The sequence below is a fragment of the Paractinoplanes aksuensis genome (genome assembly GCF_024137025.1).
Taxonomy (GTDB): Bacteria; Actinomycetota; Actinomycetes; order Mycobacteriales; family Micromonosporaceae; genus Actinoplanes; species Actinoplanes aksuensis.
The window spans coordinates 239258-260410 of record NZ_JAMYJR010000021.1; the positions used below are offsets into that span (position 1 = coordinate 239258).

Below are 21153 nucleotides of genomic sequence, written 5' to 3' on the forward strand. Positions count from 1 at the left end.
CGGGGAGCGCACTCCATTGTCACCCTGAGTACTCTGCCCGTATGTCATACGCGGTCCCACCGACCCGTACCGCAGCGGTCGTCCGCCAGCTGCGCAACGAGATCGTCACCGGCGAGCTGTCCCCGGGCACGCTCATCAAGGACGCCGAACTCGCTGCCCGCCTCGGTGTCAGCATCACTCCCGTACGCGAAGCCATCGCTCAGCTCAGCGTCGAGGGCCTGATCGACATCGCGCCCAACCGCACCCGGCACGTCACCAAGGTCACCCAGAAGAACGCGCTCGAGCTGATCGACGTGATGAGCGTGCTGGCCTGCGCCGGCTTCGAGTGGGGCGTCGACAACCTCACCGAGACGCACATCGACCTGCTGCGCCAGCGCCAGTCCGAGTTCGTCGAGGCCCTGGCCGCGGGCAACGTGCTGGCGGCCGGGGCGGCCGGCGCCGACTTCAGCTCGATCATCATCCTGGCCAGCGGCAACCGTGAGCTGCAGTCCATGGTGGACCTGGTCGTGGCGCGCACCATGCGCATACTGGCCATGACGGCCGAGAGCGATCTGTGGAAAACCTGGATCGAGGGGCACGACGCGATCCTGCGGCTGCTCGTCGAGGGTGACCGCAAGGGCGCGCTCGCCCGCTACCGCCAGATCTACGTCGACTACCGCAGTCAGGTCGAGGGCGAACTCTTCCTCGACAAGTAACCCTTCCCCCGGCGCCGGCCCGCTTCGCGTACGCGGAGTAGCCGGCGCCGCCGTCTGTCCGGGCTCGCTCCGCGTACGCGAGATGGGCGTGCGAATCGCAACCGGCCCGCAACCGTGACCTTCCTCTCGCCCCGCCCCGTCCCGCCGATGGGCGAGGTGTCCGACGGAAGGGACACCGCATGAGCACCGACCTGATCCTCGTGGCCGAGGACGACAGCGACATCCGCGACCTGCTGACCGTGACGCTGGAGTCCGCCGGCTTCCGGACCGTCGCCGCCAAGGACGGCCACACCGCGGCCCGCATCCTCACCGTGGCCCAGCCGGCCGGCCTGATCACCGACATCCAGATGCCGGCGGTCAACGGCCTCGAGCTGTGCCGCCGGGCCCGGCTCGACCCGGCCGGGCGCGCCATGGCGATCGTCGTGATGTCGGCCAACACCCACGCCTACGACGCCGACGCCGGGCTGAACGCGGGCGCCGACCGCTACCTGGCCAAACCGCTGTCTCCCCGCCGTCTCGTGGCCGAGATGCGCGACCTGCTCGCCGCCCGCTGAAGTGCTTCGCAGCCGCGAGCGTCTCCGTGCCCACTGAACCGACCGGCCCCCCGCAGCCGTTTCCCGCATCAGGAGGTAGACAGATAATGACCGCCACGCTCTTCGCCCCGCCCCAGGAAGCCGATGCTTTCACCCGGGCGATGTCCTCGGCCCCGATCACCGCGCCACTGTCCCCGAGCATCCTCATCGCGGACGACGACGACGAGGTCCGCGACGTCATCGAGTACCGCCTGCAGGTGGCCGGCTACCGCACGCTGACCGCCGACAACGGCCAGTCGGCCCTGAGCCTGGCCATCGAGCGCCGCCCGCGCGTGATCATCCTCGACGTCACGATGCCGCAGATCGACGGCCTGACCGTCTGCAACCGACTGCACGCGACCCCCTGCACGGCCGAGATCCCGGTCCTGATGATCAGCGGCAACTGCGCCGACCAGGACCGCGAGCTGGGCCTGGCCGCCGGCGCCGACGACTACCTGCCCAAGCCCTTCACCTCCCACGAGATGATGCGCCGGGTGAACTGGCTCCTGCTCTCGGCCGGCCGCTGAGACACCGCCCGCGCCGTCGTGTCGATATGGTCGACCGGTGGCAGCCTGGTGGTCGAGGAAGGACCCGCTCGAACCTGAACGAGAGGCAGCGGGACAACCTTCAAGCAGTCGACGACGGCCGGTCGTCCTCGCTCGATCTGGCCACTCTGAAGGCGCTCGTCTCCGCCGCCGGCCTGTCGGACGGTCTTCGCCGCGCTGTGCGGCCGGACGCGGGCATCTACAAGCCGCTCGACCGGCTGGCCCACGTCGAGTACTGGGAGCGCCAGAAGTCCGATCTCGATCAGGCGATGCGCCGCGTCGGGCAGGAGAACCTGCACGGCCTTCGCGACGACCTCGATCTGTACGAGAAGATCCGCAACACGATGGCCGGCCTCCTCGATGTGCTGCGCGACATGAACACGCCGCAGCACGACGTGGACCAGCTGGCCCGGGCGATCGAGGAGCGACTAGACCGCGATTAGCGGATGCCCCTGCTCGCGCAGGTGGCGCAGGGCCTCGAGAATCGAGTAGCAGTCGGCGAGGGCGTCGTGCTCGCGGTCGATGCGGTCGGCCCGGCCCAGCGCGTACGCGAGCCGCCCCGACGACAGCCCCTCGGTCGCCGGCAGCACTGTGTTGAAGTACGTGCGGATGTTGACGAACGGCGGCAGTCCGCGCTTCGGGGTGCGGCCCTCAGGCACCTGCAACACGAGGTTCTCGCCGAGGATGACCATGTCGTTGCCGTACGAAAGAACGTAGTGCCCGGCGCAGAAATCGAGGAACGCGTCGAGCGCATCGGCGAACGGCACCCCGTGCTCGTCGACGGCGGCCTGACTGATACCGGTCAGCTCCTGGAAGTAGTCCGACAGGCCCGGGTTGTGCCGCGGCCGCACGAGCTGGTTGAACTCGCCCGTGACGAGCAGGTGGGCCGAGTCGACGCGCAGCGCCCCGATCTGCACGACCTCGCGGAACTCGCCCGGCCCGGACCAGCCGCGCTCCTGCGAGCCGGCCCACGCCGTGAACTTCAGATCCAGAATGACGATCACGAGCCGAACCTACTTGATCTTTGTGCCCGGGCCGGGGCCCGACAGACGGCGGCCACGGCAACATTCCTCATCATCCGGCTGAAGCCCCACGGCGTACCGGCTGGCCGCCATCGGGGTTTTGCAGTTGGCAGGAATGCCGGCCCGGGCCGGAAGGACGACCGTGGGCGGTGAGGAAGTCCTTCGAACGGGAGTGGACCGATGACCGATCACGTGATGCCGGTGGGTTCGCATGCGATGGGACGCGACGTCTCAGTGACTCAACGGGTGCTGGCCGTGGTGACCGCGGCACTGCTGGGCGTCGATGCCTATGTGCATCTGCACGACGCCGCCCCGTACGACCAGTTCCGCTCGTCGGTGATGAGCGAGGGCACGCTGTTCCGCATTCAGGGAATCGTCGCGATCGTGGTCGCGCTGGCGCTGCTGGCCTGGCCGCGCGTGCTCACCTGGGTCGTGGCGCTGCTGGTGGCGGGCAGCGCAGCCGTGGCGGTGACGCTCTACACGTACGTCGATGTGGGCCAATTGGGCCCGCTGCCGAACCTGTACGAGAACACGTGGAGCGCCCCCGGCAAAGCCCTCTCGGCCGTCGCGGAAACGCTGGCGGCACTGGTCGCCGTCGCCGGCCTCGTGCTCGCCCTGCGGGCGCGTTCAGCGCGACGGGCCCACCGTCAGTAGTGACCGTTGTTCTGGAAGTAGTTCCAGGCGCCGCACGGCGTGTCGTAGCGGCCCTTCACGTAGCCCAGACCCCATTTGATCTGGGTGGCGGGATTGGTCTTCCAGTCGGCGCCGGCCGAGGCCATCTTCCGGCCCGGCAGGGCCTGCGGAATGCCGTACGCGCCGGAGCTGCGGTTCTCGGCCTTGTAGTTCCAACCACTCTCGTGTTTCCACAGTTTGTCGAGGCAGGGGAACTCGGCGATCGGGAAGCCCTTGTCCAGCATCAGCGCGCAGCCGATCTCGCGACTGCCCGAGTATTCGTTGCAGGACGAGGGAATCGGGCCGTTGAACTTGACCGGGCCGGACGTTTCCTGCTTCTTGCGTTCGGTGGCCGCCTTCTTGTCGGCGGCCACCTTCGTCTCGAGTTTGTGCGCGCGGCCGGCGGCGGCTTTGGCGGCCGTCGCCGCCTTGGCCGCGGCAGCGCCCTCGGCCTCACGCTTCCAGGCGCGGGCCGCGGCGTGCCGGGCCTCGTGCTGCTTGAGCAACTGAATGTCCAGGTCGGCCTGCTCGGCGCCGGCCAGCGCGACCCCGGCCGGCTCGGTCTGGCGGCCCTGACCCAGATAGATCCCGGCGATCAATCCCGCGACCAGCACGCCGACCGACAGAACGCGCACACCCACGCGGCTCCAGAGCCGATTCACGAGCATCCCTTTCGTCAGTTGCTCGGAACACCCTGGCGTACCGCGCCCGCGAAGGCAACAGCGCGCTGGACCCGGTCAGAAAATGACCGCTATCACAGTGATGATGGACGTATGAAAAACCCGAACGGTAAGCACTCGGTGACTCCTTATGTAGCAGCCAAGGGCGCCGAACGTTTTCTCGCCTTTGTCGAAGCGGCTTTCGCGACCGAGCCGGCCCGGAAGGTCCTCAACCCGGACGGCACGGTCGGTCACGCCGAGGTGCGGATCGGCGACTCGACCGTGATGGCGTTCGACGCCGATCCGCACTGGCCCGACATGCCGGCGCTACTGAGCGTCTATGTCGAGGACGTGGACGCTGTGTTCGCCCGCGCGGTCGAGGCCGGCGCCACCGTGGTCACCGAGATCTTCACCTCGCGCATCGTCGGGGATCGGGGCGGCCGCCTGCGCGACCCGGACGGCAACATCTGGTGGGTGCAGACCCCCGTCGCCGAGCCCGACCTGGGCGCCTTCGACGACCCGGCGGAATTGGCGATCATGCAGACGGCTCAGCGCTCGTTCGCCGACGAGATGGGCCGCCGAGCCCGGTAACTGAACGCCACGATGCCGTCGATCACGACCACTAGGGTCCACAGGCGGAAGGTGGCCCACAGCGACATGGTGCGTTCGGCGTCGCCGACGAGCGCGGCGAAGAGCACCAGGATCAACCCCGCGATTCCGTACGCCATGAGGTGCCGGAGCCACATGCGGCGCTCATGCGAAGCCCGTTCGTGGGTACCCTTCGCGGGCAGCGGAGTGGGCGGCGGGCCGCCCGCGAACCGGTGCGCGAACCGCTGATCGGCCCAGCCCAGCATGCGATGACCGAAGGCCACCGACACGCCCAGATAGACCGCGGCCAGCGCGTGCCCGAGCGACGCCTCGCCACCCGATCGCAAATCGATGACCGAGAAGGCCAGCAGCGCCACGTCGACCAGCGGCACCGACAGCAGCAGCACCGTGCTGAGCGTCCGAGCCTTGAGCAGATAGCGCGCGGCCAGCCCGGCCACGAGCAGCACCCAGAAGCCGATCTCGCAGGCCACAATCGCGACGATCATGTGCATCCCCCGTTTTCGCACGGTCGTGTCATAACCTTTGTAACACAGTCGTGCGACAATGAGGGGTGCCAAAAATCGTGGACCACGCGGCCCGGCGCCAGGAACTGGCGGCCGCGGTCGGGCGCGTCATCGCCCGCGCCGGGGTGGCCGAGGTGTCGATCCGGTCGGTGGCCGCCGAGTCGGGCTGGTCGTCCGGCGCGCTACGGCACTACTTCGCCACCCGCGGCGAGCTGCTGGCCTTCGCCTGCGAACAGGTCATCGATCAAGTCACCGAGCGCATCACGGCCCGCCCGCGGCAGGCCGACCCGCGGGCCGACATCCGGTCCATCCTGCTCGAGACCATGCCCGTCGACGAGCCCCGCCGGGCCGAGGCGACCATCGCGTTCTCGTTCCTCGCGCTCGGCCTGGGCGATCCGGAGCTGGCCCGCGTACACAAACTGCAGTTCACCCGCATGTACGAGTTGTGCCTGAATCTCAGCAGCGGCGACGAGACCGGCGCCCGGCGCCTGCACGCCCTGGTCGACGGGCTCAGCGTGCACGTGCTGGCCGGCCACCTGACCCCGGCCGAGATGACCGCCGGCCTCGACGACTACCTGGCCGAGCTCACCTTTTGACCCAGGTCGCGATGATCTTGCTGCTCTCGCTCGTGAACGGCGTCCGCGCCCACGAATCCCACCGGAATTCCGCCTCGAGCCCCGCGATCCGCGCCATCAGATCCATCTCGCTCGGCCACAGATAGCGGAACGGCACCGACCAGAACTCGCCCCGCCCGTCCTCGTGCAGCGTCACGTAGTTCGAGGCCATGGCCTGCGTGGCCACGTCGTAACTGTCGAACCCCCACCGCGCCGGCGTCACCGTGAACGGCACGACCGTCTGCCCGGCCGGCAGTTTTCGCAGCTCGGGCATCATCACCTCGACCAGGAAGCGCCCGCCCGGACGCAGGTGAGCGGCCGCGTTACGGAAACATTCGACCTGCGCATCCTGCGTGGTCACGTTCATCACCGTGTTGAAAACCAGATAGACCAGGTCGAAGTCAACAGCCCCGGCCCGTACGGAGGAAAAATCGCCCCTCGTCACGGCAATGCGCTCGTTCTTGGCTCGCAGCCGGCTGAGCATCGCCTCGGACATGTCGATGCCGTGCACCGTCACACCCCGCTCGGCCAGCGGGACGGCGACACGCCCGGTGCCGATCGCGAACTCGAGCGCCCGCCCACCCGGCCCGGCCAGCTCGGCGAGCACGTCGGCGGTCGCGGCGATCACCGCCGGATCGAACTCGTCACCGGTCGCGTCGTCGTACGTGCTGGCCAATCGCTTGGAGAAGTAGCCGTCCGGATCGTGCATGGCGTTCCTCCCAGCGATTTACGGCAGCTCGATCGGCAGCTTCAGGCCGTCCAGCGCCCCCACGCACGGGCAGGTGCGCTCGGCCGGCAGCCGGGTAACCGCCTCCAGCAGTACGCCCCGCAGGCGCTCGGTGTTGTCCGCGAACACGCGGAACACCTCCTCGTGGGTAACCCCGTGCTCGCCCTCGACCCCGGCGTCCAGATCGGTGACCAGCGCGATCGACGTGTAGCAGAGCCCCAGCTCACGGGCCAGCACCGCCTCGGGATGACCGGTCATGTTGATGACCGCGCCGCCGATCGCCGTGAACCAGCGCGACTCGGCCCGCGTCGAGAACCGCGGCCCCTCGACCACCACCATCGTGCCGCCGTCGACCGGCCCCACCGGCTCCGCCGCCCCCAGCACCGCGCGCCGGCCCTCCGGGCAGTACGGGTCGGCGAAGTTCACATGCACGGCGCCCGTGTCGTAGTAGGTCTGCGCCCGCCCGCTCGTCCGGTCGATCAGCTGGTCAGGCACCACGAACGTGCCCGGACCGAGCTCGGGCCGCAAGCCACCGACCGCACAGGGCGCCACGACCTGGCGTACGCCCAAAGCGCGCAGCGCCCACAAGTTGGCCCGGTAAGGAATCTTGTGCGGCGGGTAGCGGTGATCCCTGCCGTGCCGCGGCAGGAAAGCAACCCGGCGGTCACCCACCTGGGCGACGGTGATGGCGTCGGAGGGCGCACCGTAGGGCGTGGACACCTCGTGCTCGACCGCACCGTCCAGGAGCTTGTAGAGCCCCGATCCACCGATGACGCCGATCTCCGCCGCTGGGTTCATGTCCAGACCTTATCGGCGGCCGGAATCTCGGGCTAATGTGCGATGCATGGCGTTGGTGGGGACTGCTTATGTATAGCGAGGGGCAGCGGATCGGAGGCCGGTCGATGGAGTCCATGACCGGCCGGTTGCTGGTGGCGACGCCTACGCTCAAGGACCCGAACTTCGACCGTACGGTCGTGCTGCTCGTCGCCCACGAGACCGGCGGCGCCCTGGGCGTGGTGCTCAACCGCGCGACCGAGGTACCGGTGGCCGACGTGCTGGGTGGCTGGGGCGAACTGGCCGGCGACCCCGCGGTGCTCTTCGAGGGCGGCCCCGTCCAGCCCGAGTCGGCGATCTGCCTGGCCCGCACCCGTCCCGAGGTGAAGAAGCGGATCTCCGGCTTCCACCAGGTCTCCGGCGCTCTGGGCACGGTCGACCTGTCGGCCGACCCCGACCGCCTGCGCGAGAGCCTGGCCGGCATCCGCGTCTTCGCGGGCTATTCGGGCTGGTCAGCAGGCCAACTGGAGGAAGAAATCGCTTCCGGCTCCTGGTTCCTGCTGGACGCCCTCCCCGGCGACCCGTTCATGACCCGCCCCGACGACCTCTGGGCCATGGTCCTGCGCCGCCAGGGCGACATCCTGGCCGCGGTGGCCCACTTCCCCCCAGATCCGGCCCTGAACTGAGGGGGTCCCGGCAGACCCCGCCGACAGGTGTGTAGTATTTCTTCCGTGCCCGGGACAACCGGGAACGGCAAGGGGCTGTGGCGCAGCTGGTAGCGCACCACACTGGCAGTGTGGGGGTCAGGGGTTCGAGTCCCCTCAGCTCCACAAGTCGAGGCGGTCTGTGTTCGCGGAAAGCGCGAACCGGGTCGCCTCGTTTTGTTTGCTCAGGGGGCCGAGCCCCCTGAAACCCCACGTTACGGTCGGTTGCGCTCGGTGCGTGGTTGCGCCTGGCGGAGAACACCGTGCGCCGCCAGCGGAATGTGATCGCATCGTGGCGGTGCTGCTCGCGTACTGATAGATCACTGCCAAGCTGCGAAGATGCTTGCCAGCAGCGCAACACCTACTCCGAATGTGGCCAGTTCTGTCGATGACATGCTCCGCTCCCCGGATGGATCGACCCGCAACCGCACTCAGTACTTGGATCGTCGCAATGCGAAGCAAGAGCGCCCGGAGCGCTCGGGGTGAGCACCACCCGGCCCTATATGCCCCACATTGCGGTCCGTGGCGCCAAATCCGTGATTGCACTATGGCGGAGCTCTCGGATTTACGGAGTCGCCGGCCCGCGGATGATCCTGGCGAGCAGGAGCAGGCCGGCCAGCACCGCGATGGAGGCGATGCCGGCCAGCAGGTACGAGCCGGTGGCCAGGAGGGCTGCGAAGGCGCCGATGGCCAGCAGCGAGCCGAAGGCGCCGATCGAGAGCACGGAGCCGACCGAGGCCACCGAGAGGATCGACAGAATCGAGCCGACGGACGCGACCGAGAGGATCGAGCCGTACGAGCCGACCGACAGGATCGAGTCTTTCGAATAGATGCTCAGAATGGAATTGCTGGAGCGGAACGACAGGATGTTCTTGAGGCGCGGCATTCATCCATCATGGCGGCGCGCCACCGTTCCGTAAAGCAACCGGAAAAGCCGTTCCCGACGCGAAATGCCACGTCACAGCCCCGAGACGACGTTATTGCTGATCGCCGAATCAACCAGTTGGTTGATGCAGATTCCACCGCGGCTCAGCAACCCTCCGGCGCCAGGGGCGGGCCGCCCGCGACCAGATTCGCATTGGTTTCGGTGGGCGTGGAGAGGCGGTCGAACGCCGGGCCGAGCACCACGTCGATGGTCTCGCCCGCGCGGGTGGGGTCGTAGCGCAGGGCGACGTCACCGTGCAGTTCGGCCCGCACCAGCGCCGCCGCGCCGATCGAGGCCGGGCCGTAGCGCAGCGTGGTCATATCGATCGACTCTGCCGGGCCGTCCAGCACGGTGAACGTGCGGGCGCGCAGGCCGTCGACCGTCGCGGCCAGCCGGTCAGTGGGCACTCCCCCGTCGTACACCCGCAATTGCACTTCGGCCGGGCTGCCCGGAAGGTCGAGGACGCAGGTGAGCCGGGGCGCGGCAGCCACCGGCGCGGGTGACGGCGAAGAACGCGGCCAGGCGAACGCCACGCCGGCAGTGGTGGCGACGACAGCGCCGGCCACGGCCACGGCGGCCAGTTGGCGGCGGCCTCGCCGGCGGCCGCGGGCGCGGACGGAGGCGGCCGGCAGCACGCGCAGGTCGTGGATCTCGGCTTCCAGGTCGCGCAGGCGCTCAGGTACGGGTCGGGGCATCGCTGATCTCCTGATCGTGGTCGTCGAGCAGCCGGGCGAGAGAGGCCCGGGCCCTGGACAGCCGCACCTTGACCGTGCCCTCGGGGGCGCCGATGCTCGCGGCGATGTCGTGGACCGGCATGTCCAGCAGGTAGTGCAAGGCGATGACCTGCCGCTGCGGTTTCGGCAGCTGTTGCAGCGCGGCGACGACAGCCACGCGGTCCGGCGAAGGGCCGGCCGTCTCGTCCGGCGAGCCCATCCGCGCGCGGGCGCTGAGCCGGCGACGCAGGCTGCGCCACCGGTTGACCATCAGACGCCAGGCGACTCGGCGGACCCAGGCCTCAGGTTCCTCGTACGCGCTGACCCGGCCCCAGTGCTGCCAAGCGCGCGCAAAGGCCTCCTGGGCGACGTCCTGCGCCTCGGCCCGGTCCCCGCACGCGGCGTAGAGATAGAGCACCACCCGCCGGACCGTGGCCGCGTAGAAGGCGTCGAAGTCGGCACTGTCATTGGCTTGCACACCACTGAACACACCGCAGCCACCGATCCGGTTACATGCGAAGTCAGGAAATCTCGCGCGGCACGCGCCAGATTTCCAACGACTTCTCACGGCCGCGCCACACCTCGGCCACGAACATCCCCGGGCCCACGCCCAGGATGGAGTCCAGCTCGGACTCGCCATCCGGATCCAGATCGAGCCACGCCACCGGAGTCAGGTCTCCCGTGCACAGCAGTACGCCGTCCGTCTGGCCCTCACCAACCTGCAACACGATGCGGTCGTCGCCGACGAAGCACCCGTATATCTTGATCGCCTCGTCCTCGAACCCCAGCGACTCGCCGCGCAGCTCGCCGATCGTCCGCAGGCTGGGCCACTCCACCACCGTCGCCACATCGTCGTTGGCAGGGTGTGGCGTCAGCAGCAGCCGTCGCCCCGGCGGATCGAACCCGGTCACGCACACGTCTTCCGGCAGCGGCGCGACGTCCAGCCGGTCCCCCGACACCCGCACCACAAAACTGGCGCTACCGTCCTGCCCCATCCCCGCATCGATCAGAACCGACCCGTCGTGCGGATGCTGCACCGCTGACACCGCGGCATCGGCCACGTCCAGCACAACAGTGTCCAGGATGTCGCCGCTGGTGACATCTACGAGCTGAACGAGGTAATCCCCCTCGCCGTCGTACTCGTGGTCCCCGATGACCGACGCCGAGACCACCAGCCGCCCGTCCCCCAGGAACACCCCGGTCTCCGCCGACTCGATGCCCACCTCGAGAGTCCGGTCGGCCGAGTGCACCACGAGCCGGTCGAGATAAGACAGCGCGACGAACTCCAGATCCTGGGTAGCGGCCAGCAGGCTGGCGCCCTCCGTCACCTCGACATCGCGCCGCCGAACCACCCGCAACTGCTCGTCCAGCCCCAGAACAGTCCCGCCGTCCAACTGATAGCGGTCCGTGATTCCCAACCCGATCGGCCTCAACTCTTGTCCGGGCACCAGCCCGTCCACCCGACGAACAAATTCCGCAGAGATCCTTCGCACCGCGGCATTGTGCCCCACCCACCAGCGCGCCGACGTCCGCTCAACGAGCCCGATCGCCCGCGAGCAGCGCGAACATAGCCAGCAAGAGTGCCAGCAGAGCCGAAACCACCATGACGAAGCCCCGGTCGATTCCCCCGGGCGCCAGCACCACTCCCGCCAGCAGCACAACCACAGCGGCGACACCCATCGAGATCCGAACCACCCGGTGCCCCGCAAGCCGCGCCCGCCACACGCTCACAGCGATGACAGCAGCCCCCACCCCACCAGCAAGCCCGGCAACAACAAAGGCGAACCCCAGCCCGTACGACCCCTGCACTGCGACGCCCACACCCATCACAACAAGCATCGCGAAGGCCACGGCCGTAACTCCGTGCAGCACAGCGCTACGCCGCAACCGCCTCAGCTGCGCCTCAGTCAACACGCAGGCATCCTCCCAGTTCAGAGGGCGACAGAACCACCCCACGGGAAGCAGGGTGCTGGGCCGATTTCGGGTCAGTCGCGTGCGGAGCCGCGTCGGGTCGAGCGGCGCGACAACCGCACCGAAGGATCCGTACGAGCCCGGGCCGCCAAGCCGGGGACCTGCTAGCTGCCGGCTGCGCGAAAACCGGTTCAACAATCCCGCTTCTTACTTATATAAGTGAGAGCTGGTAAGATTTCGTCTCGTGAATGCGTTCGATGTGCTCGGCGACCCGGTGCGTCGGCGCATTCTGGAGCTGCTCGCCGATGGTGAGCAGACCTCGGGCGCGATCACGGACGTGATCCGGGTCGAGTTCGCCCTGGCGCAGGCGACTGTCTCCCAGCATCTGCGCGTTCTGCGTGAGCACGGGTTCACGTCGGTCCGGGCCGAGGGAGCTCGTCGGTTCTACGCCGTGGAGGCCGGGCCTTTGAGCGAGGTTGACGCGTGGTTGGACCGGTTCCGCAGGTTCTGGAACCAGCGACTCGACGCGTTGGAGACCGAACTCGCCCGCGGCCGGCGCATCACCCGGAAAGCCGCCGACGAAGAAGCGTAGGCACGAGAGATCCCCACCGAACGGAGCATGACGATGAAAGACGTCCTCGACGAACTGTCCGCGACACGCCGGAAGATGGGCACGGCAACCCTGCCCGCCGGTGAGGCCTACACGATGGAGCTGAGGCGTCGCTACGACGCGCACGTCGATGATGTGTGGGACGCCATCACCAGCCCCGAGCGACTGAGCCGCTGGATGAAGCCGGTCACCGGCGACCTGCGCCTCGGCGGGACCTTCCAGCTGGACGGCGGCGAGCACGGCGAGATCCTCCGGTGCGAGCCGCCGCGCCTGCTGCGGGTGTCCTGGATGTTCGGCCCCGGCGCGGACGAATGGCCGGGCACGAGCGAGGTCGAGGTGCGCCTGTCCCCGGGTTCGGCCGGAGACACCGAGTTCGAACTGGTCCACGCCGCGGCCGTCGGAGAGCCGATGTTCCCGACCTACGGTCCCGGTGCGGGTGGCGTCGGCTGGGACCTGCATCTCCTCACCCTCACCAGCTTCCTGAGCGACGGCGAGGTCCTCGACCACGAGAAGTTCGGGACATCACCTGCCGGACGCGAATTCAGCCGGCGCAGCGCCGCCGCCTGGGGCGAGGCCCACCTGGCCGCCGGCGGCACCCCCACCGACGTCGCAGCCGCAGTCAAGGCCACCACCGCGTTCTACGCCCCCACAGAAGACGCCCAGTGAGGCAAGCGCAAGCCGACCCCACCGCAGCGTGGGGTTCCAGGAGGCTCGGCCCCCACCGCGCTCGACACCTCGAACGTGCTCAGGATCGGAGATGCCTCGAGGATCAGCCCCACACATCGCAATGATGGCGGTTGCTGATCGCGGCCTCAGTCTCGACAGCCGGGGCAGGAGCGCGCAGGTTCATGACCGCTCCGCCCTCGCTGAAACTCGGTCAGTCCGCGCGGCCGTCGGAGGCGAACGCCGCCCACGAGGAGCGCATACTGGCCGCCAACTCATGCTGCGGCGGCGTCAGCGTCGGATTGTCCTTGGTCAATGTGAACAGGAATGACATGTCGGAGCCGTGGCTCGCGGTTCCCCTCATTTCGGCGGGCGGCGTCCACTGCAGCGGCGGGGCGCCGGGCTCAGTGAACTCATAGGCCCACACCCGGTCGCCCAATCTGCGGTAGGTCTCGAGGCTTGGGCAGGCGAATGCGCGGTCGCCGTAAACGTCGGCGAAGGCGCGGTTCGCGTTCGGGCCGGTCACCGGGTAGGCCGCGAGGGCCTCGTCGACCTTGGGGCCGGCCAGCTTGCGGAGCAGACCGGAGAATGCCTGCTGGTCGAGGGGTTTCTGCGCGTGGACGCCGGCGACCAGGGAAGCGCCCTCGTCGGCGACGACGCCCATCAGAAGCGGGATCCCGGGGTCGAGGCGCTCGGACGGACGAACGGGCAGCGTGGGCGTGCCGACCGTCGGGCTGAAGTAGTGCAGGCCGGGCGCGGCGACGGTCTCGACCGGCAATTCCCGCAGGCAGTCCATCAGCGTGGCCGGGTCGTCACAGCCGTGCTGCTTGCCGAACGCGGCGCCGATCCCGTCGGCCACCGGGCGTTTCTTCCACGTGTCGCCGGCCGGCCCGACGCCGGGCACCAGCACGTCGAGCGCGTTGGTGCCGTGGCAGGCGGAACTGCCGAGGATCGCCCGGTGGAACAGACCTTCGACGCCGGCGACGCCAGGTGGGAGCAGACGCTGTCGCCGCCGGCCGAAATGCCGTAGAGGGTGACGCGGTCAGGGTCGCCGCCGAACTCGGCGATGTTGTCGTGCACCCAGCGCAGGGCGGCCTGCTGGTCGAGCAGCCCGAAGGAGCCGGCGCCGTCGAGGCTAGGCGCCGAGAGAAAGCCCAGGGCCGCGAGCCGGTAGTTGATCGACACCACGACGAGGTCGTTCTCGGCGGCGAGCGCTCGCGGGTCGGTCTCGTCGGCGCCGCCGAGCCGGAAGCCGCCGCCGTGGATCCAGAGCAACAGCCGTCAGCGCCAACGGCAGCACAGCCAGCAGTTCCTTCAGCCGCATGTGGGTCAAGCTGCTCATGGCGAAGCACACCGACCGACACTAGCCAAGCTCTGGCGAATCGCAGCTCTGATCAGGCGCCGTGGAGCTGCTTGCCGGCTACCTGAACCCGAGCAGTCGGATACAACAGCTGCGAGCCGTGCTCAATCGATGAATGGTGCGGCTTCCGGCGTTGCCGCGTGGAGCAGGACGGGCTCGTCGAGCGCGAACAGCGGATGCGGAAGCTGATCGAGCGCGAACCAACCGAGTTCTGCGGCTTCGCCGTCCGGTGTGGCGGTGCGGCTCAGTGGCGAACCGCGGAAGACAACACCGACACAGTGAACAATCCTGCCGTCCGGATAGCGGTGTATCTGCGTGTCGGGGTCGCTGTAGATGCCGAGGAGGCCGTGCACGTCGATGTTCCAGCCGGTTTCCTCCCGGCATTCGCGCCGGGCCGCCTGCTCCCACGTCTCACCGGCCTCCACCCCGCCGCCCGGCAGTCCCCAGGTGCCTTCACCGTTGCGGCGTATCAGGAGCACGCGGCCTTGCTCGTCTTGGACGACGACACCGCAACACGGTCGCAGCTCCATCGGCCACTTCCCTTCAAGCTGTTCGTCGCAGATCGAGACCGGGCGACCCCGAGGTCGGCCGACGGGTCGGCGAATCGAACATAATAGATGGGAGGCATAGGCTGCCCGGCCAGAACCGCCAGCCCACTCGTGAGCCGAAGCCGAGTAGCGCCGGGCTTGTGACCATGCCGTGGCCGGCGACGAGCACGACGTGTCCTGGACTCGGCTCAGTCAATCGTGTGACCAGAACAAGCGCTTGCCGGAGACCCTCCATTGGCCGGCGGCCGGATGATCTCTCCGGACCGTCCGCAGTCGGCGGCACGGAGCGGGCATGACGAACCAGAACATCGGTGTTCACGCCCAGCCTCCGGTCGCGAAGTGATTGATCGACGGGCCCCCGTCGGCGTGCGGGATTTCCGGGGTGGCCCATCGCCCGCAGCGGCACGCGTCAGATGTGATCGGTGCTACGGCAGGAAGGCCTCCGTAGGATCGAATGGTCTCATGCTGCCCACCGATGGACATGTGCACACCGAATGGTCCTGGGACTGCGAACCCGGCGACATGGAGGCCACCTGCGCCCGGGCACTGAGGTTGGGCCTACCAGCCGTCGCGTTCACCGAACACCTGGACTTCACCGTCTGGACCAACGTGGAACCGGCGCCGGATGCCCCGGCGAAGGTGACCGACTTGATCAGCGAGGACGGGACATTGACCCCGCCACCACTCGACGTCGACGGCTATTTGTCCCGCATTCAGTACTGCCGCGACAGGTTCCCCGACCTGCTGATCCTCACCGGGGTCGAGGCCGGCGAGCCGCACTGGCACCGCGACCAGTTCGCCCGGATCCTCGAAGGGGGCCGGTTCGACCGAGTGCTCGCCTCCCTTCACACTTTGCCGCTGGGCGCCGGACTCAATGAGCCAGGGGAGCATTTCGCGCAGCGCCCGGCCAGTGAAGTGGTCCGCGACTACCTGAACGAGATACCACGGCTGGTGGCCGGCTTCGCCGACTTTGAAGCCCTCGCCCACATCGACTTCGTCAGCCGATACTGGCCGGCGTCCGCCGGCCCCTTCGACCCTGCGGACTTCGAGGAGGAGTTCCGGTACGCGTTGACTGCGCTCGCGGCCACCGACCGGGCTTTGGAGGTCAACACAAACCACAAGCCGTTCCCCGAGATAGTCCGGTGGTGGCGCGAGGTGGGCGGCAAGGTGATCACCTTCGGCAGCGACGCTCACAACCCGACCTTCGTCGGCAACGGCTTCGCTGAAGCGGTCGACTTGGTCGAAGCGCTGGGCTTCCGCGCCGGCAGCCACCCGTACGACAGGTGGTACACCTAACGTAATCAAAGCCACCACAACTGTAGGAACGTGGTATTCAGGGCGCCCACCCAGCCTCAAGCGCAACCAACAGACACCGTGGGGTTTCAGGGGGCACGGCCCCCTGACCAGACATACCGAAACGGCCCCCGGCTCGCTTTTCGCGAGCAGGGGGCCGCCATGCCGTGGAGGTGCTTGCCGCCTACTTGAACTCCGGGGGCCAGATACAACGGTCGCGCGCCCAGCTCGCGTAGTCGCAGGTTCATCACGTCCCACGGGCTGCTGTGATCATCCCCACGACGATGCTCACCTGAGCGCCGCAGGGTAGGTCTGCTGTGTTTGCTCTATCTGCTTGCTTTGCTTACTTTTCGCGCGCTACTCTCGTAGTCGAGGTGATAGGGCATGGCAACGATCGAAGTCGACGAGGACACGAAACAGGCCGTGGCTTTCGCGGCCCATATGGCAAATCTTTCCGAGAATGCGATCATTCGACGGCTGATCGCCGCTAGCACCGTCGCAAGCGAGGAACGAACTCGCACCGGCAATCAGGACGTGTCCGTCTACGCGGACTACGAGGGCCACCGGGTACACGCCCGATTCGTCGAGCCCGCCCGTGTGGAAATCATTGACGGACCACTCGCCGGCCAATCGTTCAAAACCCCGACCGGAGCCGCACGCGCCGTGGTCAGGCATTACAACCCCGGCATCAATGACAACCGCAACGGCTGGACCTTCTGGCAGCTCGACACCGGCTCCGGAGCTCGCCGATCATTGCAGTCAATTCGCCCAGGCACTGTCCGGTCCGGACGAGGTTCCCTGCAGGGCAGGCTCGTCGCCGCCGACGATTGGGACTCCCCCGAAGTGAACGAGAGCATTGCCGATGACTTCGGGATGACACAGTGAGCCTTCTTCTGGACACCCACATAGTGCTGTGGTGGCTGACCGACGACCCAACGCTGGCCGACGACATCAAGGACCGCCTCGATCAAGAGGCCGACGTCTACGTCAGTTCGGCAACAGTCTGGGAGGTCGCGATCAAGCAGGCGCTCGGCAAGCTCGAACCGGCTGACCTTCCCGAGCGGATACGCAACAGCGGCTTCCGGCTTCTAGACATCACCGCCGACCACGGGATCAGAGCGGGGCGACTGCCCATGCACCACCGCGACCCATTCGACCGAATCCTCGTAGCCCAAGCTCAACTCGAAGGCCTGACTCTCGTGTCTCGCGACCCACAGGTACAGAAGTACGACGTCGATGTCCTGAGTGCCTGAGGCGACTGGACAAGCCGATCTACGCCGGGGGCGACTCCACGAGTTTCTCTATACAGCCCGTAACATTCCGCTGCTGACGAGCACTCTCCAAAATCAATGTGACGCACTGCACAAATGTTGGCTTAGAGGCCAGCTCGGTCGGCATGACGCTTAATGCAGCGCAACCGTTCAGGGTGACCCCGCGGGGTAAGCGACTCTCCGTAATCGATGCCGGGGTTAGGCAGTATCAACGACGACACGGCGGACAGCCGGCCCACCAGTGGTCTGCCGCATCAAGCTTCGCGAGTCCGGTTTTCGAGGAGAGTCCGATATGGCCACTGCAGCCAGCCCTGAACCGCCGCACCACAAGGACGCCGATCACCGCTCCGTCGTTGCCCGCGCGGCCCTCGTGACGGGCGGCGGATTCGCGACCTCGGTCGGCGGCGTCCTCACCGCAGTCTCGTTCGGCGGCGTCGACAAACCGATCGCATTGGCAGCATTAGCGGCAGTCTGCTTGATCGCTGGCCTGACCATGCTAACCGCTGCGGTTATCGTGCGCGGTCGACCTTAACTCCATGCACATTTGACGCTCGGCCGCCAGCCGGGGAGCTGCTACCCGCGTACTTGAACCCGCGCAAACACCCACCCCCGCAACCATAGACACAGTGGGGTTTCAGAGGGCTCACCCCCTGAACAGTCACACGGAACGGTGCTCGGCTTGCGCTCTCCGCGAGCCGGGTCCGCCAAGGCGGAGGTCCTGTCTGGGGACTTGAACCCAGCCCTCACCACCCACCGACCGCAACCGGTAGACACCGTGGGGTTTCAGGGGGCTCGGCCCCCTGAGCAGGTATAACCGAAACGGCCCCCAGCTCGCGCTTTTCGCGAGCAGGGGGCCGCCATGCCGTGGAGGTGCCGGGAATCGAACCCGGGTCCTTCGTTGTTTTGTCAGGGCTTCTCCGAGCGCAGCTCACTATGCCTCTACTCGGCCCCTGGAATCACGTGAGCGAGTTCCTGTGACGGGCCCAGTCGCTGATTAGTCTCGCCGTGAGGTCCCCGCGACCGGGACCTGTTGGCCAACCTCCTAGCTGATGCCGGAAATCCGGGACGGAGGTACTCCCGGTCCGACAGATTTAGCTACTCGCCTCAGGCGGCGAGAGCGAAATCGTTGCGCTTAGTATCGGCGCTTATTTTTTTCCGACGACCGATTCTCGAGACGACGTCGGCTTCCTCGGCTCGCTTCCCCTGTCTCCACATTCGAAGTCGAAACCAGTCACCCCCTGGGAAAAACCACTACCGGAACAACTGTGCCATCCTACCTGATCCTGCAGGTGCCGCCCACCGCATTACAGCCCGCCGGGCGGGCGTCGCCGCGGCCGTCCTTCGACGTCTGGTAGCCGAAATCGGCGGTGCGACCCGGGTCGAGGGGACCGCCGGTAAAAACGATGCTGTCGCCGCTGAGATTCCCGGTGGCGTTCCAGACGTTGCGCAGCTCCAGGTCGCGCAGGTCGGCGTGGCTGACCGTGACCTTCCAGCGGACCGGGCGCTCGCCCTCATTGGTCACCCGGGCCATCGCGACGTAGCCGCCCTCCCAGCTCGCCGTGACGGCCAGTGTCGCCTCGACCTCCGTAGGCGGGGGCGGCGGCTTCGTCGTGGTCCGGGTCTTTTCCGGTACGGCCGTGGTGGCGCGGGCCGTCGTCGGGCGCTCGGACGGAGTCGGCTTGGACGGCGACGGCGACTTGGACGGCGTACGGGAAACCGAGGGTTTGACCGAAGGGGTGGGCGGCGGCGGATCGATCGTCACGCGGGCCACCGACGGCAGCACGATCGTGGGCGGCCTGGACGCTTCGGCCGGCCCGACGGCCCGCACGGCGATCCAGACGACCAGCAGCACGAGGATCGCCACCGCGAAACTCAGGATGAAGCGGGCTGTTCCGAACACGCGCACGGAGTGCTTGGCAGCCACCCTGCGATCCCTTCCCCTGACCGGCACCGGCGATGATCAAAAGTGCCGGCGGGGAAGAGTACCTGCTAGTCCATGCCTTTGGCACGCCTGCCCATGGCGCGGTTGATTTCCTTCTGCGCGTCCCGGTTGGCCAGGTCCTGCCGCTTGTCGTAGCTCTTCTTGCCCTTGGCCACGCCGATCTCGACCTTGGCGTACCCGTTGTTGAAGTAGACCTGCAGCGGCACGAGCGTGACACCGTCGTCGCGCAGCTTGTTGCGCATCTTGAGGATCTCGTCGCGGTGCAGCAGCAGCTTGCGGACCCGTCGCGGCTCGTGGTTGGTCCACGTGCCCTGGGTGTATTCGGGGATGTGGAAGCCGTGCAGGTAGATCTCGCCGTTGTGCTCGTGGCCGAACGCGTCGGTCAGCGAGGCCCGCCCGGCTCGCAGCGACTTGACCTCGGTGCCGGTGAGCACGAGGCCCGCCTCGTACGTGTCGCTGATCGCGTAGTCGTGGTAGGCCTTGCGATTCGAGGCGACGACCTTGCGACCTTGTTCGCGTGGCATGTCGCCGGACCCCCTGTGGATGAGTGATGGAACTTCACAATGCTACTGAAGTCTCAACACAGACAGCGCGGCAGATAGTTCGCCGGGTCGCGCGGGGCGCCGTCGAAGCGGGTTTCGAAGTGCAGGTGGTTGCCGGTCGAGGCGCCCGTGGTGCCGACCAGGCCGATCACTTCGCCCCGGCGCACGTACTCGCCGATCCGCACCAGGATGGCCGATTGGTGGCCGTAGCAGGTCTGGAAGCCGACGCCGCTGATCCGGCCGTGGCTGAGGCAGGTGTAGTTGCCGTAGCCGCCGGCCCACCCGGCCCGGATCACCCGCCCGAACGCCGCGGCCCGGATCGGTGAGCCCCCGCCGGCGGCGATGTCCATGCCCGCGTGCAGTTGCCACACCCGGTAGTACGGGTCGTAGCGCTCGCCGTAGTCGCTCGACTTCCAGCCCGTGACCGGCATGAGCAGCCGCCCGCCGCCGTACTTGGCATCCCCCGACTTGATCGAGTAACCGCGCAGCGCGGCCTCGATCCGCGCCTCCTCGGCCTTGGCCGCCTCGTAGCGGGCCAGCACCACCGAGCGCTGGGCGTTGGCCACCTTGAGCGCGGCGTAGCGGGTCTGGGTGAGCTTCTCGAGGGCCAGGCGGGCCCGTTCGGCGGCGGCCTGCGCGGCGCGGGCGGCGGTCAGGCGGTCGCGGGCCTCGGTCTCGGCCTGTTCGGCGGCGCGCTTGGCCAAACCCGCCCGATCTTGTTCGGTACGGGCGTCGCGCCGGGCCACCACCAGCGTGTCCACGTCCTCCTGCTGCCGGTGCATGATCTGTTCGACGATGCTGAGCCGGGCCATCATGTCGGCCGGGCCGGTCGCGTCGACCAGGACGTTGAGCCGCGCGAAGTTGCTGCCCATGTAGCTGGCGGTGGCGATCTCGTCGACCCGTTCCCGGGCGTCGTCGACCCGCTCCCGGGCCTCGACGAAACGACCCGCGACCTTCTGGTAGTCCTGTCGGGCCGTGGCCGCCTTGCGCCCGGCCGACTTGGCCGCGGCGAGGGCGGCGGCCACCGTGCCGCGCGAGGTGGCGACCTTCTTCTGGGCCGCGGGCATCGCGGCGGTCGCGGTCTCGAGCTTGCGGGCGGCGGTGCGGGCCAGGTCGGTGGCGTGTTCCAGAACGGCCTCGGCCCGCTGGACGGCCTTGCCGGCGCGGTCGGCGTCGTTGCCGGGGGCGGCCTGGGCAGGGTGCGGCGCGAGCAGCAACAGACCCGCGAAAAGTGCTGGAAGCTCATATTTCCGGCGATGTCGACGTTTGGACCACACGA

Annotated in this window: 30 protein-coding genes, 1 tRNA gene and 1 other RNA gene; 15 read left to right on the plus strand and 17 right to left on the minus strand. The window is 68.0% G+C overall.

Features of this window, described 5'->3' with window-relative positions:
- Nucleotides 1-41: 41 nt before the first annotated feature.
- The 4 genes from M1L60_RS20235 to M1L60_RS20250 all read left to right on the plus strand — a co-directional run bounded on the left by M1L60_RS20235 (nt 42) and on the right by M1L60_RS20250 (nt 2255).
- Nucleotides 42-695 carry a GntR family transcriptional regulator gene (locus tag M1L60_RS20235; RefSeq protein ID WP_253239010.1) on the plus strand — a complete coding sequence of 218 codons (654 nt, stop codon included), beginning with the start codon at nt 42-44 and terminating at the stop codon, nt 693-695.
- Between the two features lie 179 nt (nt 696-874).
- Entirely contained in the window at nt 875-1249 is a 375-nt protein-coding gene (locus M1L60_RS20240) for a response regulator (protein WP_253239011.1), read from the plus strand.
- An 86-nt stretch (nt 1250-1335) separates the two neighbouring features.
- Nucleotides 1336-1794 carry a response regulator gene (locus M1L60_RS20245; protein ID WP_253239012.1) on the plus strand — a complete coding sequence of 153 codons (459 nt, stop codon included), beginning with the start codon at nt 1336-1338 and terminating at the stop codon, nt 1792-1794.
- Between the two features lie 26 nt (nt 1795-1820).
- Nucleotides 1821-2255, plus strand: a complete 435-nt coding sequence (locus M1L60_RS20250; protein ID WP_253239013.1) for a hypothetical protein — start codon at nt 1821-1823, stop codon at nt 2253-2255.
- Here the strand turns inward: M1L60_RS20250 and M1L60_RS20255 are convergent.
- Nucleotides 2241-2816 (minus strand): 3'-5' exonuclease, encoded by a 576-nt coding sequence (locus M1L60_RS20255; RefSeq protein WP_253239014.1) that lies wholly within the window; start codon nt 2814-2816, stop codon nt 2241-2243. The genes M1L60_RS20250 and M1L60_RS20255 overlap by 15 nt on opposite strands.
- 198 nt (nt 2817-3014) lie before the next feature.
- Here M1L60_RS20255 and M1L60_RS20260 point away from each other — a divergent pair, with 198 nt between their 5' ends.
- A complete protein-coding gene (locus M1L60_RS20260) occupies nt 3015-3488 on the plus strand; it encodes a hypothetical protein (protein ID WP_253239015.1) in 474 nt (157 codons plus the stop codon).
- Here the strand turns inward: M1L60_RS20260 and M1L60_RS20265 are convergent.
- Entirely contained in the window at nt 3482-4168 is a 687-nt protein-coding gene (locus M1L60_RS20265; RefSeq protein WP_253239016.1) for an aggregation-promoting factor C-terminal-like domain-containing protein, read from the minus strand. The genes M1L60_RS20260 and M1L60_RS20265 overlap by 7 nt on opposite strands.
- 111 nt (nt 4169-4279) lie before the next feature.
- Here M1L60_RS20265 and M1L60_RS20270 point away from each other — a divergent pair, with 111 nt between their 5' ends.
- Nucleotides 4280-4756: a VOC family protein gene (locus tag M1L60_RS20270; protein WP_253239017.1), complete on the plus strand. Its 477-nt coding sequence runs from the start codon at nt 4280-4282 to the stop codon at nt 4754-4756.
- Here the strand turns inward: M1L60_RS20270 and M1L60_RS20275 are convergent.
- Complete coding sequence (locus tag M1L60_RS20275) at nt 4714-5259, minus strand: hypothetical protein (RefSeq protein ID WP_253239018.1); 546 nt, start codon at nt 5257-5259, stop codon at nt 4714-4716. The two genes, M1L60_RS20270 and M1L60_RS20275, sit on opposite strands and share 43 nt — an antisense overlap.
- A 65-nt stretch (nt 5260-5324) precedes the next feature.
- On the opposite strand from M1L60_RS20275, the gene M1L60_RS20280 reads away from it, so the two are divergent.
- Nucleotides 5325-5873 (plus strand): TetR/AcrR family transcriptional regulator, encoded by a 549-nt coding sequence (locus M1L60_RS20280; RefSeq protein WP_253239019.1) that lies wholly within the window; start codon nt 5325-5327, stop codon nt 5871-5873.
- Here the strand turns inward: M1L60_RS20280 and M1L60_RS20285 are convergent.
- Both M1L60_RS20285 and M1L60_RS20290 read right to left on the minus strand, forming a co-directional pair.
- A complete protein-coding gene (locus M1L60_RS20285) occupies nt 5863-6600 on the minus strand; it encodes a class I SAM-dependent DNA methyltransferase (protein WP_253239020.1) in 738 nt (245 codons plus the stop codon). The genes M1L60_RS20280 and M1L60_RS20285 overlap by 11 nt on opposite strands.
- 18 nt (nt 6601-6618) lie before the next feature.
- Entirely contained in the window at nt 6619-7416 is a 798-nt protein-coding gene (locus tag M1L60_RS20290; protein WP_253239021.1) for an S-methyl-5'-thioadenosine phosphorylase, read from the minus strand.
- Between the two features lie 68 nt (nt 7417-7484).
- On the opposite strand from M1L60_RS20290, the gene M1L60_RS20295 reads away from it, so the two are divergent.
- Complete coding sequence (locus tag M1L60_RS20295; RefSeq protein ID WP_253239022.1) at nt 7485-8078, plus strand: YqgE/AlgH family protein; 594 nt, start codon at nt 7485-7487, stop codon at nt 8076-8078.
- 71 nt (nt 8079-8149) lie between these two features.
- Nucleotides 8150-8222, plus strand: a tRNA-Ala gene (locus M1L60_RS20300).
- A 439-nt stretch (nt 8223-8661) separates the two neighbouring features.
- On the opposite strand, the gene M1L60_RS20305 is transcribed toward M1L60_RS20300, so the two are convergent.
- The 5 genes from M1L60_RS20305 to M1L60_RS20325 all read right to left on the minus strand — a co-directional run bounded on the left by M1L60_RS20305 (nt 8662) and on the right by M1L60_RS20325 (nt 11585).
- Entirely contained in the window at nt 8662-8982 is a 321-nt protein-coding gene (locus tag M1L60_RS20305) for a hypothetical protein (RefSeq protein ID WP_253239023.1), read from the minus strand.
- A gap of 143 nt (nt 8983-9125) precedes the next feature.
- Nucleotides 9126-9716, minus strand: coding sequence for a LytR C-terminal domain-containing protein (locus M1L60_RS20310; protein ID WP_253239024.1), 591 nt, complete (start codon nt 9714-9716; stop codon nt 9126-9128).
- Nucleotides 9697-10212, minus strand: a complete 516-nt coding sequence (locus tag M1L60_RS20315; RefSeq protein WP_253239025.1) for an RNA polymerase sigma factor — start codon at nt 10210-10212, stop codon at nt 9697-9699. The genes M1L60_RS20310 and M1L60_RS20315 overlap by 20 nt, the downstream gene beginning before the upstream one ends.
- Before the next feature lie 43 nt (nt 10213-10255).
- The gene (locus M1L60_RS20320; RefSeq protein WP_253239026.1) at nt 10256-11194 is read right to left on the minus strand and encodes a hypothetical protein; all 939 of its coding nucleotides are present in this window, start codon (nt 11192-11194) and stop codon (nt 10256-10258) included.
- Nucleotides 11195-11267: 73 nt separating this feature from the next.
- Nucleotides 11268-11585 carry a hypothetical protein gene (locus M1L60_RS20325; protein WP_253239027.1) on the minus strand — a complete coding sequence of 106 codons (318 nt, stop codon included), beginning with the start codon at nt 11583-11585 and terminating at the stop codon, nt 11268-11270.
- Between the two features lie 304 nt (nt 11586-11889).
- On the opposite strand from M1L60_RS20325, the gene M1L60_RS20330 reads away from it, so the two are divergent.
- Nucleotides 11890-12237 carry an ArsR/SmtB family transcription factor gene (locus tag M1L60_RS20330; RefSeq protein WP_253239028.1) on the plus strand — a complete coding sequence of 116 codons (348 nt, stop codon included), beginning with the start codon at nt 11890-11892 and terminating at the stop codon, nt 12235-12237.
- Between the two features lie 27 nt (nt 12238-12264).
- The gene (locus tag M1L60_RS20335; protein WP_253239029.1) at nt 12265-12921 is read left to right on the plus strand and encodes an SRPBCC family protein; all 657 of its coding nucleotides are present in this window, start codon (nt 12265-12267) and stop codon (nt 12919-12921) included.
- A gap of 211 nt (nt 12922-13132) precedes the next feature.
- Here M1L60_RS20335 and M1L60_RS20340 read toward each other — a convergent pair whose 3' ends face one another.
- The 3 genes from M1L60_RS20340 to M1L60_RS20350 all read right to left on the minus strand — a co-directional run bounded on the left by M1L60_RS20340 (nt 13133) and on the right by M1L60_RS20350 (nt 14808).
- Nucleotides 13133-13777, minus strand: a complete 645-nt coding sequence (locus M1L60_RS20340) for an alpha/beta hydrolase family protein (RefSeq protein ID WP_253239030.1) — start codon at nt 13775-13777, stop codon at nt 13133-13135.
- Nucleotides 13714-14193 carry a carboxylesterase family protein gene (locus M1L60_RS20345; RefSeq protein WP_253239031.1) on the minus strand — a complete coding sequence of 160 codons (480 nt, stop codon included), beginning with the start codon at nt 14191-14193 and terminating at the stop codon, nt 13714-13716. The genes M1L60_RS20340 and M1L60_RS20345 overlap by 64 nt, the downstream gene beginning before the upstream one ends.
- Before the next feature lie 189 nt (nt 14194-14382).
- Entirely contained in the window at nt 14383-14808 is a 426-nt protein-coding gene (locus tag M1L60_RS20350) for an NUDIX domain-containing protein (RefSeq protein ID WP_253239032.1), read from the minus strand.
- Between the two features lie 357 nt (nt 14809-15165).
- Here M1L60_RS20350 and M1L60_RS20355 point away from each other — a divergent pair, with 357 nt between their 5' ends.
- The 4 genes from M1L60_RS20355 (at nt 15166) to M1L60_RS20370 (ending at nt 17922) form a co-directional block, all read left to right on the plus strand.
- Nucleotides 15166-16122, plus strand: a complete 957-nt coding sequence (locus M1L60_RS20355; protein ID WP_253239033.1) for a PHP domain-containing protein — start codon at nt 15166-15168, stop codon at nt 16120-16122.
- A gap of 381 nt (nt 16123-16503) precedes the next feature.
- Complete coding sequence (locus M1L60_RS20360; RefSeq protein WP_253239034.1) at nt 16504-17004, plus strand: hypothetical protein; 501 nt, start codon at nt 16504-16506, stop codon at nt 17002-17004.
- Complete coding sequence (locus M1L60_RS20365; protein ID WP_253239035.1) at nt 17001-17372, plus strand: type II toxin-antitoxin system VapC family toxin; 372 nt, start codon at nt 17001-17003, stop codon at nt 17370-17372. Before M1L60_RS20360 ends, M1L60_RS20365 begins: the two co-directional genes overlap by 4 nt.
- A gap of 310 nt (nt 17373-17682) precedes the next feature.
- Nucleotides 17683-17922, plus strand: coding sequence for a hypothetical protein (locus tag M1L60_RS20370; RefSeq protein ID WP_253239036.1), 240 nt, complete (start codon nt 17683-17685; stop codon nt 17920-17922).
- A 330-nt stretch (nt 17923-18252) separates the two neighbouring features.
- Here M1L60_RS20370 and ssrA read toward each other — a convergent pair.
- From ssrA to M1L60_RS20390, 4 genes are all read right to left on the minus strand, one after another.
- Nucleotides 18253-18629: a transfer-messenger RNA gene (ssrA, locus tag M1L60_RS20375) on the minus strand.
- A gap of 34 nt (nt 18630-18663) precedes the next feature.
- Nucleotides 18664-19314 (minus strand): cellulose binding domain-containing protein, encoded by a 651-nt coding sequence (locus M1L60_RS47885; RefSeq protein WP_253239037.1) that lies wholly within the window; start codon nt 19312-19314, stop codon nt 18664-18666.
- A gap of 65 nt (nt 19315-19379) precedes the next feature.
- The gene (gene smpB / locus M1L60_RS20385) at nt 19380-19856 is read right to left on the minus strand and encodes an SsrA-binding protein SmpB (protein ID WP_253239038.1); all 477 of its coding nucleotides are present in this window, start codon (nt 19854-19856) and stop codon (nt 19380-19382) included.
- 53 nt (nt 19857-19909) lie between these two features.
- Nucleotides 19910-21151 (minus strand): peptidoglycan DD-metalloendopeptidase family protein, encoded by a 1242-nt coding sequence (locus tag M1L60_RS20390; RefSeq protein WP_253239039.1) that lies wholly within the window; start codon nt 21149-21151, stop codon nt 19910-19912.
- Nucleotides 21152-21153 lie beyond the last annotated feature (2 nt).